The organism is Allobosea lupini (assembly GCF_900109525.1).
In the GTDB taxonomy this organism is placed as follows: Bacteria; Pseudomonadota; Alphaproteobacteria; order Rhizobiales; family Beijerinckiaceae; genus Allobosea; species Allobosea lupini.
Window position 1 is genome coordinate 155,056 of record NZ_FOAN01000008.1, and the last position, 13,788, is coordinate 168,843.

Sequence of the window (13,788 nt, forward strand, 5' to 3'; positions counted from 1 at the left end):
CGTCAGTGATGAGAATGGCATCTCCGTTCTCCACAACCGGCACCAGGTGCTAAAATTTAATTCGCCAAAAAACGCCGGCAATATCAAAAGACAGAAAGCCCGGCCCGCCGAAGCGGAGCCGGGCGAGATGAGCGTGCATGAGTACCGGCAAGGGGAAGCCGATGCGGGGCAGAATCGCGGGTCTGCGTGCTCGATCCTGTCAGGAGCATGCGGCGCTTTCACCGGCGTCGTCGCCGCTGGCGCCTTACCGCTCCCTGCCAGTATCGGCTCAATCCAAGGGGCCCGCCGATGCAGTACCCGCCCGCAAATCCGCCAATGATCGATCTCGCCTCGCTGCTTGCGAAGTCAGCACGTGGAGTGATGCGTGAAGCACGAATGCAAAATCGCTTATCTCGCCGGACCGAAGCCAACAAGCTGCGCTCGACGCTCTACGGCGTCCAGGGCGGCGAAGGCGAGAGCGCCCGGGGCATCAAGCAGCATCGCTGCGACGCGGCGGTGGCGCAACTCGTCAGCGAGATCGAGCGGTACAAAGCGCTGGCAGCGCAGTAGTTCGGCCTGTGCGGTGCCCCCTAGTTTGAGGCGCGCCATGCTCTTCGGCGCATTGAACGCGAAGGAGACAGACAATGCAGGTACGTGAGCGCGCCACCGTCATCCGACATGATACGACCCCGGTTCGGTACACGATCATCTGGGACAACCCACCGCCCAGTGAGCCGGATGAGATTGAGGTCCAGCGATCATGGGACACACCACCCGCGGTCCCGTGCCACGAGCGGCGCCGAAGCCTGCGTCGTGTGACCTGAAGCGAAAAGGTCCGGCCACGCGCGAGCGAGACCGGGCCAAAACCCGTCCCTCGCCGATATGCGCTCGCGGGTGAGCCCGTGTCGCCCAGAAGATCTCTCCATCTCCCGGCGCATGCTTCAGAAGCGCGTGCCTGCGGGGCGACGTTCTGGAGCTGTTGAGCCGCTTGAACCGAGCCTGCGAGAACCTTGCCGTAGGGCAGGGCCTGTGCCTCCGTCTCAGCGTCGCTGGGCTGCCGAAGCCAGCAGGCGGGCGTTCGTCGGCGCACTCGAACATTACGGCGCCGCCCGCGGGCTGTTGGATTGATTTGCCGCGAACTGAGAGATGGCGTTTTAGCGGATCACGCTCGACATCGACGTCGACCGTCGGCGAGCATCCGTCTCAATTGTCTCGCACGTGCCGTCATCAAGGACGAGCCCTATGCGTTCGGTACGTTTGCGAGGGGGCGATACTGGTGTCATGAAACCATTCTTGGGATTATAATTCACCTATTTCAAGAAGTTGTCTCAAGTCACACAAGTCATTCGTGGGCGTTCGCTGACATGCTTTAACAACCTGAAATTGCAGATTGCTGTAATGCAACTATCTGTCGCGACGGCAAATTTCTGTCATCACTTGCATTTTAGTGGCTAACCAGGCCGCCTGAACGCTTGATATCGGCCGGAACGAATCAGTTACTGAGGCTCAACCGAGATCGGAGGAACGATGTCAGGCGATAGCGACGAGCTGCTTGGGCTGACGACGATGGTTGCGTCAGCCTATGTGAAGTTTAACCGGCTTCCGCAATCCGAGCTTGCCGGACTCATTGCGGGCATTCACTCGACGTTTGTGGCGTTGAGGCAAACGACTGCACCTGAGGCTCCCAAGCCCACACCTGCTATCCCGATCAAGAGATCGATTACCCCCAACGCAATCTACAGCCTCGAAGATGGTCGCCCCTTCAAGTCGCTGAAGCGGCACCTGCGCGCTGCCTATGACCTTTCTCCAGATGAGTACCGGGCGAAGTGGGGCCTTCCCGCGGATTATCCGATGGTTGCACCAAACTATGCCGAAGCTCGTGCTCGGTTGGCCAAATCGATCGGCCTCGGCCGTAAAACGGGGGCTCGGCGCAAAAGCCGTTGATAGCAAAATGCGAGCTTGCGGAGCAGGAATCGCTAGCGTGCGCGGATGGCTCGGCAGTATAGCCAGAGAGCAGGCCGGCGGCGGCGACGCGAGCTGTGACGTTGTCGGTTGATCATTGTGAATAAGCCTGCTCCCGAAGGAGCAGGCTAGCAACGAATTCACGCATACCTCACACGGGCCAGCTGATTATTCGATGATCTGGACGACCCGGCCCGTATTCGGATCGACCAGCACCGTTCGGTTGTTGACGACGGTGTAGCGATAACCGCTGGCGCCATATTCTGCGGGCACATCACGGTAGACCACGCCTTGCTGCGGGAGGACGGTGCCGACCGTCATCGGCTCTGCATAGGTGTAGGACGGGACGCGCTGCTCGACCACATAGGCTCGGAAGCGCGTCGAATCGTCGATCATTACCCCACCGGCCGGGTCCCGCCTTAGGGGAGCCTCCACCCTGCCTGCGCCGAGCGCCGGATCGCGGGTTGAGCCGCCGGTCGGATCGCGGACGACGACCCCAGAATTCTGCGCGAACGCCGTAGCAGGTAGCAGTACCAGCCCGGCGGCGAAAAGAGCGTTCTTGAGCATGTGATGTTCCTTCATCGCGGTGAAGCCGAAGTTCAAACTCCGCTATCCTCTTGCGATGAACGGTTCGGTGGCTCCCGGGTTCCGATGGCGCCTCGTCGCAAACAGCCGCTGCGCGCGGGGTGGGTTTCCATCTTTTGCTGTTACCTGAAATTGCAGGCGCCTCAAGTTTTAGATCGTCCATTGGTTAGTGTGAGAGCATGCCATTCCGGTCGTTGTCTCCTGAGGATATCGCTCAGACGAGAGCTGCCTTCGATAGTGCGTGGGACGGAATCAAATCCTGCGTGCCCGACGCGTTGAGAAAGCGAGAGCGAGCCCGGCTGGCCTTTATCGTGCCGAACTTCGTTGCGGTCGCGAATGACGAGCACGACCTGGCACGGCGCGCGATCGAGCGCTCGCGACAATCTCGCTGATCGAGATCCGGAGCCTAATCCTTGCTAGAGCGTTTGAGCTCGGAATTCACGGTGGTACTCCCCGTAGGCAGAGCAAAGGGCTGACCCACGAAAGCCTCGCCGGCGATCTCGGCGCGGCTTTCGCGTTTGCGGAACTGCACGAACTTGACGTGGTTCTTTGGCTGAGGGGGGCACTGGAGCGAGTTCGATGCCGAAATACCGCTTCATGACGGATGATGGCGATACGCTCGACCTCAATCCTGATTGGCTGGACTTTCCGGACGACAAAGCAGCTATTCGTGAGGCTCAGCGGGCGCTCGCGGATATGGCCAGGGATAGCCTTCCCGACGGACCGCACAGGGTGATGCGCGTTGTAGTCGAGGTCGTGGGAGGCGGGGTGGTTTACCAAGCGTCACTGGAGTTCAACGGCGAAGCGAGTAGTGATATGCGAGCCAAGGCTAACGCTGGCTTCGCCCACGGCAACGGCAAACTGACCTGAAGATGGACCCCGCCGACAACCATTGCGAACATGGCGGCGCGTCATAATTTGCCAGTGACCACCAAGCCCCGAAGCTGCCGATGTATATCCCAACTTTTCGCTTCCCTGGCGTCCTCCATTCCCAAGAATTATTGGTCGCGGAGGCGATCCAGGCGCCCGCCTTTGTTTTTTTGAGCGCGAACGGCGACATTTCTGGCGGTGATTTGGAGGCCGCCAGGGCGAAGCTCGGGGCCATCGTCCTGCGCCTGATGCTGGACCGCACGCAGTCGATCGACGATTTATCGGCCGCGGCTATCGCCGCGTTCAACGCTGGCTAAGAACTCGTCGGCCCCTCGCCGACCAGAGATTGCGGCCTTGCTGCCTCTATCTTCAGCACGCCGCGCAGGAACTCAATCAAGCCACGGATGTTGCGTTTTCGTCATCGAAAGGGGGCAGCGCCATGCACATTCGGGTCGGCTATCGCATTGAAATCGTCACCGCCCAGCCTACTCCCGCCATCCTCTTGCTCGACCCTCACCCGAGCCGCGACGCTGATCTCGTTCAGGAGCGGGGACCAAGCATCTCGGCGTTGAGCACAGGCGCACCCATTATCGCATCACACTACACGGACGGGTTCGGCAATCGCTGCAGGCGGCTTGAGGTGCCGGCTGGCGGAGCGGCTTTCTCGCATGATGCAGTCGTCCGCGACCCCGGTGTGCCCGACCAATGGGACAAGGCCGCGCAGGAGATCTGGCCGGCGGACCTGCCGCCTGACGTCCTCCAATACACATTGTCCAGCAGGTATTGCGAGGTCGACGAGCTCTCGGGCGCCGCCTGGAGCTTGTTTGGAAACTTCGCGCCCGGCTGGAACCGGGTCCAGCAGATCTGCAACTTCGTCAACGCGCAGATCCGGTTCGACTATCAGTTCGCGCGCAACACGCGGACCGCGATGCAGGCGATGAACGAGCGCGTAGGCGTCTGCCGCGACTTCACCCATCTCGCCATCGCGCTCTGCCGCTGCATGAACATTCCGGCGCGGTATTGCAACGGCTTCCTTGGTGACATCGGCGTTCCGCCCGATCCTGCCCCGATGGACTACAACGCCTGGTTCGAGGCCTATCTCGGCGGACGCTGGTATACCTTCGATGCTCGCCACAACGTGCCCCGGATCGGGCGTGTGCTGGTTGCGCGCGGCCGGGATGCGGCCGACATCCCGATGATCCACACCTTCGGGCCGCACATCCTGCAGGAGTTCGAGATCATCACAGAAGAGATATTGCCGACCTCCGCCGCGGATGCAGCGTAAGTCTTTGTGTCAGCGAGCCATATCGGCTTCTCGTGCGGCTTTTCGATTAGCCTCGCTATCCCCATGAAGGCCTTGTCGCAGGTCATCTTCGGCGCGGAACAACGGCCATATGGCGACGTTGATCCGGCGGCTGGGTCATCTGGTTTTGGAGAATACATGATGCGCAAATTGATCGTCGCCTTTGCCGTTGCCACGTCGTTCGTTGGAGCGACCGCGCTGCAGGCGCAGACCGCGACGACTGCCACGCGCGAGGTTTACGTCAAGGCGCAGCCGACCGACGTTCTGAGCAGCAATCTGATCGGTCTCAACGTCCAGAACAACGCCAAGGAGACTGTCGGCGAGATCAAGGATCTCGTCGTCTCGAACGGTACCCTGTCGGGCCTGATCCTCTCGGTAGGCGGCTTCCTGGGTATCGGCGAGCGCCACGTCGTGGTGACGCCGTCCGCGGTGAACGTCGTCTACTCCGAGAATGACAAGAAATGGTCTGCGACCATGGACACGACGAAGGACGCCCTGAAGGCAGCGCCGGAGTTTAAGTACGAGGGCCGCTGGAGCAAGTAATCTCTCGGTCACACTTAAGCGGCCTCGCTAAAGATCAATGGCTGAGCGGCAGTGACATGCAAGCTCATGCGGCGGCGGGGCCGCTGAAGCGGAGGCTCGAGGGCTCGTGGCGTTCAGGCTCCCGGAGAGACGGTCTTACAGCCTGTTGGCGAGCGGCGATACAGAGGCGCGCCCGGGTCTCGCTTCTGAGGTCGGCACACCCTTGCTCCCGCTCGTTCTTATTCCTCGTAGAGGAGCAGCTTAATGGCACATACGAGGCAGAGCCGGATTGCCGAAACGGATCTGATTGGAGTCGCTCTTGAAGGGGCCACAGTCTACGGCCCCGGCGAGGAGAAGATCGGTTCGATCTCGGATGTGCATGGCGAAGGCCGAGGCGCCTTGGCTGTTGTGGAAGTGGGCGGTTTCCTCGGTTTCGGCGCCATGCCCGTCGCACTGCAAATGGACGAACTCGTATTCAAGCGTGACGAGGGCGGAAACGTCCATGCCGTAACGAGCTGGACGAAGGGTCAGCTCACGGCCGTGCCGGAGCGCACCGGCCCATAAGCCGCAATTTACCGTGGCAGCTCACACCCGGACCCGCTTCGCGGGACCGGGCCTTTTTCGTGGCAGGCATCGCCGAGGTTATACTGCTCGATTCTGGCTGACTAACGGCGCCACGGCCACGTCCCGGCGCTGCTATTTGATGCTGTGGCCTTCGCTCCCCTGATTGTCATAGAGCATCGCACGCAGCCGTTCCGGCGCCAGGCCGGCCGATAGGCAACGTCGCCCGCTTGTTTTCATTCATGCGAACAGGTCGAAACCTCGCGGCCGGCGAGGCGAGAAAAAGCCATCCCGTGATAGTCGAGGTCGTGGGTCGTCACAGCTCGCACCGGTTCAGTGTTCGCCCGGTCGATTCGATCTCAAACAGGCAGTCGTCAATGAGGCGCACCGGAGTCCCGTCTTCAAGCGTGTAGTGGGTGATCTGGAGGTCCGGAAAAGTCCTGTAGATCAAAACGGTGTAGCTGTTCCCGTCTTCATCCTGGCATAGCTCGCGGTAGAGTTCACGCCGTCCAGAGGGCCCCGTAATGGCTACCGCGTTGCTTACCGGCGAGGATTTTGGCTGGGGACGCATGACAATCTCCTGGGGCTAGGCCGTGAACGGTCGAGGTGACGTACGGTTCCAAAGGTCACAGCTCCGGGTGATCGCCGGCAGCCCAGCAAATCGCGAAAGAGGTGTTGTCCATATCTTTGGAAATGACGAGATCTATGGCTATCGCCTTTAATGACGCTGAGCAGAACAGCTTAAAATCGACGGTGTTCTTTAATCTGCACGCTTGGCGTGCAAGCTGATTGGGGCGAAGGTGAGCGCGCCGTGACGCTGAGCCAGCAGCTTTAGTGCGCTCCGGAGGTGGCGCCCGGTCGAAGTCTTGTTAGCCGACCAATCTGTGAATTTGAGAGCCGATTAGCCTGGCCGGCGCGGGCACCCCCGCGCTCTGCTTCAGCGCAGCGACTTGTCAGCCTGTAGGCTCTTCTTCAGGGCCTCGAACAGGTTGACAACATTGCCCGGCCGCCCCTTGTCTGCTGCCCCGGTCGCCGTCTTGCGCGCGCCCTTGCGTTTCTTCGACGCGATCAGCTTCAGAAGGTGCTCCTGGACAGGGTCCTTTACCATCTCGGGTGACCAGTCCTTGGTCTTTGCCTCGATGAATCTCTGCGCCAGGTCGAGCAGTTCGGGCTCTGGCTTATCCTTATCGATGTCGGCGAAGTAGGCTTTCGCATCGCGAACCTCGTCGCCATAGCGCAGGGTCCAGAGCACGATGCCCTTGTCGCGCGGCTCCAGCATGACGGCGCGCTCGCGCCGATAGAGGACGACGCGGGAGACGCCGACCATCTTCGTTGCAGCCATCGCGTCGCGGATCACGGAGAATGCCTCCTCGCCGACCTCGTCGGCAGGCACCAGGTAGTGCGGGCTGTCGAGATAGATCCAGGGAATTGAGTCTCGCGGCACGAAGGCGTCGATGTCGATCGTTCGAACAGTGTCCAGCCTCACGGCCTTGAGCTCCTCGTCTTCGATCACGACGAGCCGTCCGGCTTCGGCCTCATAACCCTTCGCCTGGTCGTCGGCATCGACTGGCTTGCCCGTCTCAGCGTCGACATAGCGGCTGACCACGCGATTGCCTGTCTCGCGATTGAGCGTGTGAAAGCGGACCTTTTCGCTCTCGGATGTCGCCGGGCTCATGGCGACGGGGCAGGTGACCAGCGAGAGCTTGAGGTAGCCCTTCCAATAGGTGCGGGCTGGCATGACGACGCAACTCCACGAACGCAACTGCCGACTCAATGCGGATTGGTCGATTCAGTTCCGAGGCGGCCGGAACCTGCCGCCTCGCCCGGCATTGAATCGCTGGTGTGTTGCGTTGGGAGTTGGTGCCATGGTCTCGCCGCGGGCAAATTGGAGGGGCTATCTGAAGTTCGGCGAGATCAGTTGCTCGGTCGCGCTCTACACCGGCGCCAGCACCTCCGAACGCATCGCTTTCCATACGGTCAACCGCGATACCGGACATCGCGTCCGGCGCGAGTTCATCGACCCGGTCACTGAAGAGCCGGTCGACCGCGAGCACCAGATCAAGGGCTTCGAGATCGACACGGACCGCTATGTCGAAATCGAGGCGGACGAAGTCGCTCAGGCCGTTCCGGAGAGCAAGAAGCTTCTGGCGGTGCAGGCTTTCATCCCGTGCGGCGAGATCGACACCGTCTTCTTCGACAAGCCTTACTACCTCGCGCCCTCCGGCAAGATTGCCGATGACGCCTTCGCCGTGATCCGTGAGGCACTGCGCGCCAGCAAGGTTGGGGCGCTGGCGCATGCGGTGCTATTCCGGCGCTATCGCGCGCTGATGATCCGTGCGCAGGGGCTCGGCCTCGTCGCGCATACGCTCAACTTCGACTACGAGGTCCGGCCCGCGGCAGAGGCCTTCGACGGCATACCCAAGCGCAAAGTCCAGAAGGAAATGCTGGATCTCGCCAAGCACATCATCGATACCAAGAAGGGGGAGTTTGACCCAGCCAAGTTCGATGACCGTTACGAGGCGGCCGTCGCGGAACTGGTCAAGGCCAAGCTCGCCGGCAAGCCGGTCAAGGTTGCGAAAAAGGCCAAGGCGCCGAAGCCCGTCGACCTGCTGGAAGCGCTGCGCGCGAGCGTCGGTGGGAGCGAGCCCAAGGCAGCGAAGCGCAAGCCGGTGAAGAAGGCGGCGTAGGTGGCGCGAGCGAGGCGGCTTCGGGTCGCGACGTTCAACATCAACAACATCAACAAGCGGCTGCCAAACCTACTCGCCTGGCTCGATGCGACGCAGCCCGATATCGTCGCGCTACAGGAGCTGAAGGCAAAGGACTCTGCCTTTCCTCTCGCTGCGGTGGAGGCGGCCGGCTACGGGGCCGTCTGGCAGGGGGAAAAGACCTGGAATGGTGTTGCCCTGTTGGCGCGTGGCGCTGAGCCAGTCATCATACGCCGCCGGCTTCCCGGTGACGACGAGGACGGCCAAGCTCGATACATCGAGGCAGCCATCGGCGGCATCGTCGTCGCGTCGATCTATGCCCCCAACGGTAATCCGCAACCCGGGCCGAAATTCGCTTACAAGCTCGCCTGGATGAAGCGGCTGATCGCGCACGCCGCGGAGTTGAGGGCAGCGGGCGTGCCGGTGATTCTGGCCGGGGATTACAATATCGCTCCGACCGAGATCGATATCTACCCGACCAAGTCATGGGATGATGACGCCCTGATCCAGCCGGGGCCGCGGCGGAGTTTTCATCGGCTAGTCAATCAGTGCTGGACGGATGCGCTCCGGCATCTGCACCCGGACGAGAGGATCTATTCGTTCTGGACCTATTGGCGCGGCCGGTTCGATCGAGACCATGGGTTGAGGCTTGATCACATCCTACTGTCTCCCGATCTCGCGGGACGCCTGGAAGACGCCGGCGTCGATCGCGACGCGCGTGGTCGGGACGGTGCGAGCGACCACGCTCCGGTCTGGGCGCTCTTGGAGCGCTGACGTGGTGCGGAGCGCGATCGCATCGGCGGGAGCTGCCTCGAACAGATCGCCAGGATACTTGGCCTGCCGGCAGGTTTTTTCTTCGAGGGCATTACTCGCCAATCGGGAGATGCGACCGCAGACGCCGATACCATCTTCACATTCCTGGCGACAGCCGAAGGCGTTCAGCTGATCAAGTGCTTCCTCCGCATTTCGAACCCGTCTGTCCGCCGAAGCATCCTTATGCTCGTCGAGGACGTCACCGATGGTGAAGAATCCGCTGAGTTGGCAAGCTAGCAACTGGGGGGAACGTCAGCGGCATTCGTTATTTGCCGTTTCAAGCTGCCAAACGCGCCAGCACCCCTACGGCCGCGGCGAAATGGATAACTGCAAGCGGGAGCGCCAGCGAACGCTGGTAGCAAACCAGTGTTGTGTATAGCGGAAACTAAATCAGCAAACTGAGCAATAATACCCAACTGTCGAGCTAGGCATAGGCAAGAAGCATCGACCACGGAAGCAGGATGCTAGCTGGAACATTTGTGCCATGCCCGGCGCTCATGTTGAAAAGCGATACGAAAATTGCAGACGTGCTTAAGAAAAAGCCAATTCCCAGCGGTTTGATTATCTTCACTCGGTGCCGCTGCACAATTCTCGGCGTCGCATACGCGAAATCCAGTAGTAAAACAGTGCCGAGTGATATCCCCGTCAGAGGACCCGCAATATTTCCTCGCGACGCGAGTTCGCAAGCTATGATCCGATTGCCAGAACGAGCGCAAATACAAGTAACAATGGCCTCATCCACTTGAATTGGCTAAGGACTGTTGTCACCCAGGTCGTTTGGCTGGCAGCATTGCCGCGGGTCGGCAGGTGACCCAAGCCGACTGCTGTCATCCATAGCCCCACGCAAAACATGATAAACTCGTCGATGTAAGCTGCGATCATCGCCCGGCATTAAGTTCTCTAGGATTGTCCGCCTTCGACGCACACAAGTAAGAGCCTAAGTCCGTGAACTGACATTTCGTGGCGGCAGCGGAAACGCCAGCAGCCAGCGTCAGCACATATAAGCGCCGTCGCCCGCCCGGCTCGCTTCTGGAGGAATAGCAGCGTCTCATTTGGCGCGACGTTGCAGTCGCGCTTCCACTCCTCTTGCCAAGTCGACACCACGCGGCCGGCGAGAGGGAGTAGGCTGCGGGCGTGTTGGCGGGCGCGAACTCGATCGGCCGGGCTCCTTAGGTTGAGCCTCTCCCAACAGCAAGCGGTGACTCGCCAGCGGCAAAGACGCCAGTGAGAGCGACGATCGCTCCTGACATGCCTGGGCGCCGGTGCCGCGATAGTTGATCGTATCGGCTTTCCCCTTGCCGATATTCATGCGCACTCATCTTGCCTGGCTCCGCTTCGGCGGGGCCGGGCTTTTTCATATTTTTAGCGGGCGCGAGCGCCGATAGCCTAGTCCGTCGCTACGATGTCATACAGCGCATTCCACTGCGTCTGATTTTCGAGTTGCCAAGCGCTCGTCTTCTCAAGCAGGTCGAAGCGCATGAGGAACTTGCGGGATGGGTCGTGCAGTACCAACTCGGTTTCGCTTTGTCGGACTACGCGGAAACGGGCGGTCACCTTGCCGGTTTGAGAATTCTTCTCTTCCCATAAATTCGGTCCGACACGCTCGAAGCGGCCCTCCACATAGTCGCGGCCGTTGAAGCCTCGCGTAATCAGGCGCCTGGGAATGGTCGGTCGCATAGCGGCCTGCGGCGGCAGGGCCTTGGCGGCAGGATTGTCGGCCTTTGTTTGATCGGCCGTCCGCGCCGGCCCCAGATAGCTTTGAGCGATCGCTCGATAGGCGCAGATCGCTTCGCAGCTTTTGAGATACTCGGCATACTGCCCGTCAGCGCTCAGCTTCTGCCAGTTCAGCTGATCGCGTGCGGCAGCGGCGCCGCGTACCTTGTCCATGAGCAGCGCCATCGCCTGATCCCGGTACCGGCAGATCTCGCCGCAGCGAGCGATATAGGACTCTAGCGCGCTGCGCTCGCCGGTTGCCTTGGCTCGCTGCCAATTGGCCTCGTCGCGCGCCAGCGCAACAGCCCGCGCCACCGCCGGCACCGGCTGCGCCATAGGCAGGGCGATCGAGGCGAGATCGATCTCCGGCGCCTGCTCGCGGCCGCTATCGCGTCGAGCCGCGGCCTCGACGCTGTCCTTAAGGTAGCGCTGAAGGTCGGACCAGGCGAGGGGACCGCTCTCGGGCGCGCCGGCCGGCCGCGCCAGCCCGGCGGCGCCCATCAGGAATCGACTGGTGAAAAGGCCGAGCTTCTGGCTTTGATCCCAGTTGGCCGGCGTCGTGCCGGAGGTCGCGACAAGCTTGACGATACCGTCACCGGCGCGCGGCTTGGCCGGGGTGAACCCCGGTGCCGAAACCGCGAGCAGGCTTTCGCCTATGCGGCCGGTCTCACCGGTGAAGCAGGCATCGATCATCACGATCAGCTGGCGCTGCGTCCCGATCTTCTGCCGGACGAGTTCGAGGTTCCGGTAGAGCGTCTGCAGCGCATACCCGCTTTCAACGACATTGGGGTTGCCGTCATGCGGCAACAGGAATGGCTGGCGAGACCCGAGATCCGGCACCCCGTGGCCGGAATAATAGACAAAGACGTTGGAGCGGCCCGCGACTGCGCTGCGCCAGAGTTGGCTGCCAGTAGGATTGGCTTCGCTGCCGAACATTTGGGTGAGTTCGCCGAGCGTCGCGTCCTTCACAAGGAAGACGTTCTGCTCCCTAAAGCCGAGCGTGCCTGTGAGGTAGGCCTTGATCGCCTCAGCATCGTTATGCGCGAAATCGACAGTGCTGGTGCGCCGGTACTCCTTGTTGCCGATCACCACCGCGATCGAATCGGCGTTGTCGGAGAGCACAGGGGTCTGCGCCGAGGCCGAAGAGAACCACATCAATCCCAGGCAGCAGAGAGCCGCCCTCACTATCGCGCGCATCGCCATGTCCTAACCCTGCGTCATGGTCGCATGTCGCACGGCGGTTGGCGAGGCATACCGCGAGCATTTGCATTTTCGGCCTTTCGCCTACGTATTATTGGCCCGGTCTCGTTCACGCGGGGCCGAAATCGTTCATCGCCGATATGCGCCGGCTTCCCGCTGCCTGATTACATCGCGGCGGCGTCATTTCTTTGCGATTACGGCTACTATGATATGAGCTCCGAGCCCATCGGGCGGTTTGAAGTCGACCAGAATATGGCGCTCAATCACTGTGCCGAGGCGTGCTACAATCTGCTCCATGCTGGGCGCGAATATCGAGTTGGTCGCGACGGTAAGGCGACAGCGATTCTTGGCGATCCGCAAGATTTCGGTCTCGCCGAAAGGTGTAATTGGCGAGTCGCGGATGCATATATCGCTGCAGCTGTTATCTTTCAGTTCGACAGTTAGAGGTCGATCCCTCGGACCTGCCGAGATTCTTGCGGTCGTGAAATCGCGGAAGCCGAGATAATCGGTTTCGTGTTCGCCTCCGATATTGATCATGAGGCCAAAGCCTTGCGGATTGATCGGTGTACCGAGATGATGCACTCGTCCATCCGGCCCCGGAAAGCCGGAGGTCAGGCGGCAGAGCCTTGCGTGGTCGTGACCCGGTGCTCCATGGATAGTCAGTGATACGAGCCTGCTCGTGGTCGGCGGGTTGGGATCGGGACGGTTGTCGAGTTTTGTAAGGTCTTCGTCGAGCTTAAAGATCGTCTTCTTGCCGACGATGTTATCTGGCGTCTTTTGGCGCAGCGCGGTATTCAAAATCATGTTGCGCTTTTTGTAGGCGAGCACGGCGTTAGCGGTAGACGGGCCGTACAGTTGGCTAGTGATCTCTTTAGGAGAGATCACGCCTTCGCCGAGTTGGAATAGCGCCAACTGGATCTTTCCGACATGAGGCCCCCTTGCACCCGGCACGACATGGTCAACATCATTGACCAAGCATTTCTCTAGCAGCTTGTCGCCCTTCATCAATTTGGAAGTCAGGGTCATGCCACCGGCTCCGGCTGTATTTCTGAGGCAGTAAAATCTAGCGATGAACCTGCCTTTGGGGAAGGTGCATGCGATCTCGGGCTTCTCCTGCTTGGCTGGCAACGCTAACTCGCGGCAGGCGAGGCGGACAGCCCCGTCGAGTCGCGCCGGGGAGGCGTTTTTGATCGGCCGGTCTCGCTCGCGCGGGGCCGGGCCTTTTTTCGTTGCGGGAATTCATCTGGCCACGATGTGGTTCGCTCCGGCGGGGGGTATCTGGGGCCGGGCTATGTCAAAGTACCTTCAGACCTTTGACGGCCATCACCTTGATTTCGGGCGCAATGAGCTGGAATTCGCAAACGACCGAGCAGCTTGGCAAGAAATCCAGCGCGCGCTCGCCGATAAGGCCAGAAGAGAATCTTACAAACCGGCCGCATTTCGAAATGCGCATAGCCGTAGAGAACGAGGCTGGCGCTGTGGTTTATCAGGCATCGCTGTTGTTCAACGAGGAAACTGGCAAGCAATGCCTTCAAAGTCTGCCCAGACTGACCGTTTTTCGATGAACGGAAGTCA

15 protein-coding genes are annotated in these 13,788 nt (G+C 60.7%); 10 read left to right on the forward strand and 5 right to left on the reverse strand.

Features of this window, described 5'->3' with window-relative positions:
* The first annotated feature begins 315 nt into the window (after nt 1-315).
* Together BMZ21_RS22600 and BMZ21_RS22605 are read left to right on the forward strand one after the other, a co-directional pair.
* Complete coding sequence (locus tag BMZ21_RS22600; protein ID WP_091839944.1) at nt 316-549, forward strand: hypothetical protein; 234 nt, start codon at nt 316-318, stop codon at nt 547-549.
* Between the two features lie 957 nt (nt 550-1,506).
* Complete coding sequence (locus BMZ21_RS22605; protein ID WP_091839946.1) at nt 1,507-1,923, forward strand: Ros/MucR family transcriptional regulator; 417 nt, start codon at nt 1,507-1,509, stop codon at nt 1,921-1,923.
* A gap of 186 nt (nt 1,924-2,109) precedes the next feature.
* On the opposite strand, the gene BMZ21_RS22610 is transcribed toward BMZ21_RS22605, so the two are convergent.
* Nucleotides 2,110-2,544 (reverse strand): DUF1236 domain-containing protein, encoded by a 435-nt coding sequence (locus BMZ21_RS22610; protein ID WP_244543968.1) that lies wholly within the window; start codon nt 2,542-2,544, stop codon nt 2,110-2,112.
* Nucleotides 2,545-3,105: 561 nt separating this feature from the next.
* Between BMZ21_RS22610 and BMZ21_RS22615 the strand changes: the two genes are divergently transcribed.
* The 5 genes from BMZ21_RS22615 (at nt 3,106) to BMZ21_RS22635 (ending at nt 5,785) form a co-directional block, all read left to right on the forward strand.
* Nucleotides 3,106-3,396: a DUF6894 family protein gene (locus BMZ21_RS22615; RefSeq protein ID WP_091839948.1), complete on the forward strand. Its 291-nt coding sequence runs from the start codon at nt 3,106-3,108 to the stop codon at nt 3,394-3,396.
* An 80-nt stretch (nt 3,397-3,476) separates the two neighbouring features.
* Nucleotides 3,477-3,713, forward strand: coding sequence for a hypothetical protein (locus BMZ21_RS22620; RefSeq protein WP_091839951.1), 237 nt, complete (start codon nt 3,477-3,479; stop codon nt 3,711-3,713).
* Between the two features lie 29 nt (nt 3,714-3,742).
* A complete protein-coding gene (locus tag BMZ21_RS22625) occupies nt 3,743-4,681 on the forward strand; it encodes a transglutaminase-like domain-containing protein (protein ID WP_342029048.1) in 939 nt (312 codons plus the stop codon).
* Nucleotides 4,682-4,840: 159 nt separating this feature from the next.
* Nucleotides 4,841-5,242 carry a PRC-barrel domain-containing protein gene (locus BMZ21_RS22630; RefSeq protein ID WP_091840234.1) on the forward strand — a complete coding sequence of 134 codons (402 nt, stop codon included), beginning with the start codon at nt 4,841-4,843 and terminating at the stop codon, nt 5,240-5,242.
* Between the two features lie 243 nt (nt 5,243-5,485).
* Nucleotides 5,486-5,785, forward strand: a complete 300-nt coding sequence (locus tag BMZ21_RS22635; protein ID WP_091839975.1) for a PRC-barrel domain-containing protein — start codon at nt 5,486-5,488, stop codon at nt 5,783-5,785.
* 313 nt (nt 5,786-6,098) lie between these two features.
* Here BMZ21_RS22635 and BMZ21_RS22640 read toward each other — a convergent pair whose 3' ends face one another.
* Together BMZ21_RS22640 and ku (BMZ21_RS22645) are read right to left on the reverse strand one after the other, a co-directional pair.
* On the reverse strand, nt 6,099-6,353 hold the full coding sequence (locus BMZ21_RS22640; protein ID WP_091839979.1) for a hypothetical protein: 255 nt from the start codon (nt 6,351-6,353) through the stop codon (nt 6,099-6,101).
* A 366-nt stretch (nt 6,354-6,719) separates the two neighbouring features.
* Entirely contained in the window at nt 6,720-7,520 is an 801-nt protein-coding gene (gene ku / locus BMZ21_RS22645) for a non-homologous end joining protein Ku (RefSeq protein WP_091839983.1), read from the reverse strand.
* Between the two features lie 127 nt (nt 7,521-7,647).
* Between ku (BMZ21_RS22645) and ku (BMZ21_RS22650) the strand changes: the two genes are divergently transcribed.
* Nucleotides 7,648-8,469, forward strand: coding sequence for a non-homologous end joining protein Ku (gene ku, locus BMZ21_RS22650; RefSeq protein ID WP_091839987.1), 822 nt, complete (start codon nt 7,648-7,650; stop codon nt 8,467-8,469).
* The gene (locus tag BMZ21_RS22655; RefSeq protein ID WP_091839991.1) at nt 8,470-9,261 is read left to right on the forward strand and encodes an exodeoxyribonuclease III; all 792 of its coding nucleotides are present in this window, start codon (nt 8,470-8,472) and stop codon (nt 9,259-9,261) included.
* Nucleotides 9,262-10,686: 1,425 nt separating this feature from the next.
* Here BMZ21_RS22655 and BMZ21_RS22665 read toward each other — a convergent pair.
* Together BMZ21_RS22665 and BMZ21_RS22670 are read right to left on the reverse strand one after the other, a co-directional pair.
* Nucleotides 10,687-12,216 carry a caspase family protein gene (locus BMZ21_RS22665; protein ID WP_091839998.1) on the reverse strand — a complete coding sequence of 510 codons (1,530 nt, stop codon included), beginning with the start codon at nt 12,214-12,216 and terminating at the stop codon, nt 10,687-10,689.
* 177 nt (nt 12,217-12,393) lie between these two features.
* Entirely contained in the window at nt 12,394-13,239 is an 846-nt protein-coding gene (locus tag BMZ21_RS22670) for a peptidoglycan-binding domain-containing protein (protein ID WP_091840002.1), read from the reverse strand.
* A gap of 287 nt (nt 13,240-13,526) precedes the next feature.
* Between BMZ21_RS22670 and BMZ21_RS30005 the strand changes: the two genes are divergently transcribed.
* On the forward strand, nt 13,527-13,778 hold the full coding sequence (locus BMZ21_RS30005) for a hypothetical protein (protein WP_143079764.1): 252 nt from the start codon (nt 13,527-13,529) through the stop codon (nt 13,776-13,778).
* The last annotated feature ends 10 nt before the right edge of the window (nt 13,779-13,788 follow it).

Coding starts and splice junctions, on each gene's coding strand:
- BMZ21_RS22600 (WP_091839944.1), top strand. CDS start 316: ATGATCGATCTCGCCTCGCTGCTTGCGAAGTCAGCACGTGGAGTGATG.
- BMZ21_RS22605 (WP_091839946.1), top strand. CDS start 1,507: ATGTCAGGCGATAGCGACGAGCTGCTTGGGCTGACGACGATGGTTGCG.
- BMZ21_RS22615 (WP_091839948.1), top strand. CDS start 3,106: ATGCCGAAATACCGCTTCATGACGGATGATGGCGATACGCTCGACCTC.
- BMZ21_RS22620 (WP_091839951.1), top strand. CDS start 3,477: ATGTATATCCCAACTTTTCGCTTCCCTGGCGTCCTCCATTCCCAAGAA.
- BMZ21_RS22630 (WP_091840234.1), top strand. CDS start 4,841: ATGCGCAAATTGATCGTCGCCTTTGCCGTTGCCACGTCGTTCGTTGGA.
- BMZ21_RS22635 (WP_091839975.1), top strand. CDS start 5,486: ATGGCACATACGAGGCAGAGCCGGATTGCCGAAACGGATCTGATTGGA.
- BMZ21_RS22640 (WP_091839979.1), bottom strand. CDS start 6,353: ATGCGTCCCCAGCCAAAATCCTCGCCGGTAAGCAACGCGGTAGCCATT.
- ku (WP_091839983.1), bottom strand. CDS start 7,520: ATGCCAGCCCGCACCTATTGGAAGGGCTACCTCAAGCTCTCGCTGGTC.
- ku (WP_091839987.1), top strand. CDS start 7,648: ATGGTCTCGCCGCGGGCAAATTGGAGGGGCTATCTGAAGTTCGGCGAG.
- BMZ21_RS22665 (WP_091839998.1), bottom strand. CDS start 12,216: ATGGCGATGCGCGCGATAGTGAGGGCGGCTCTCTGCTGCCTGGGATTG.
- BMZ21_RS22670 (WP_091840002.1), bottom strand. CDS start 13,239: ATGACCCTGACTTCCAAATTGATGAAGGGCGACAAGCTGCTAGAGAAA.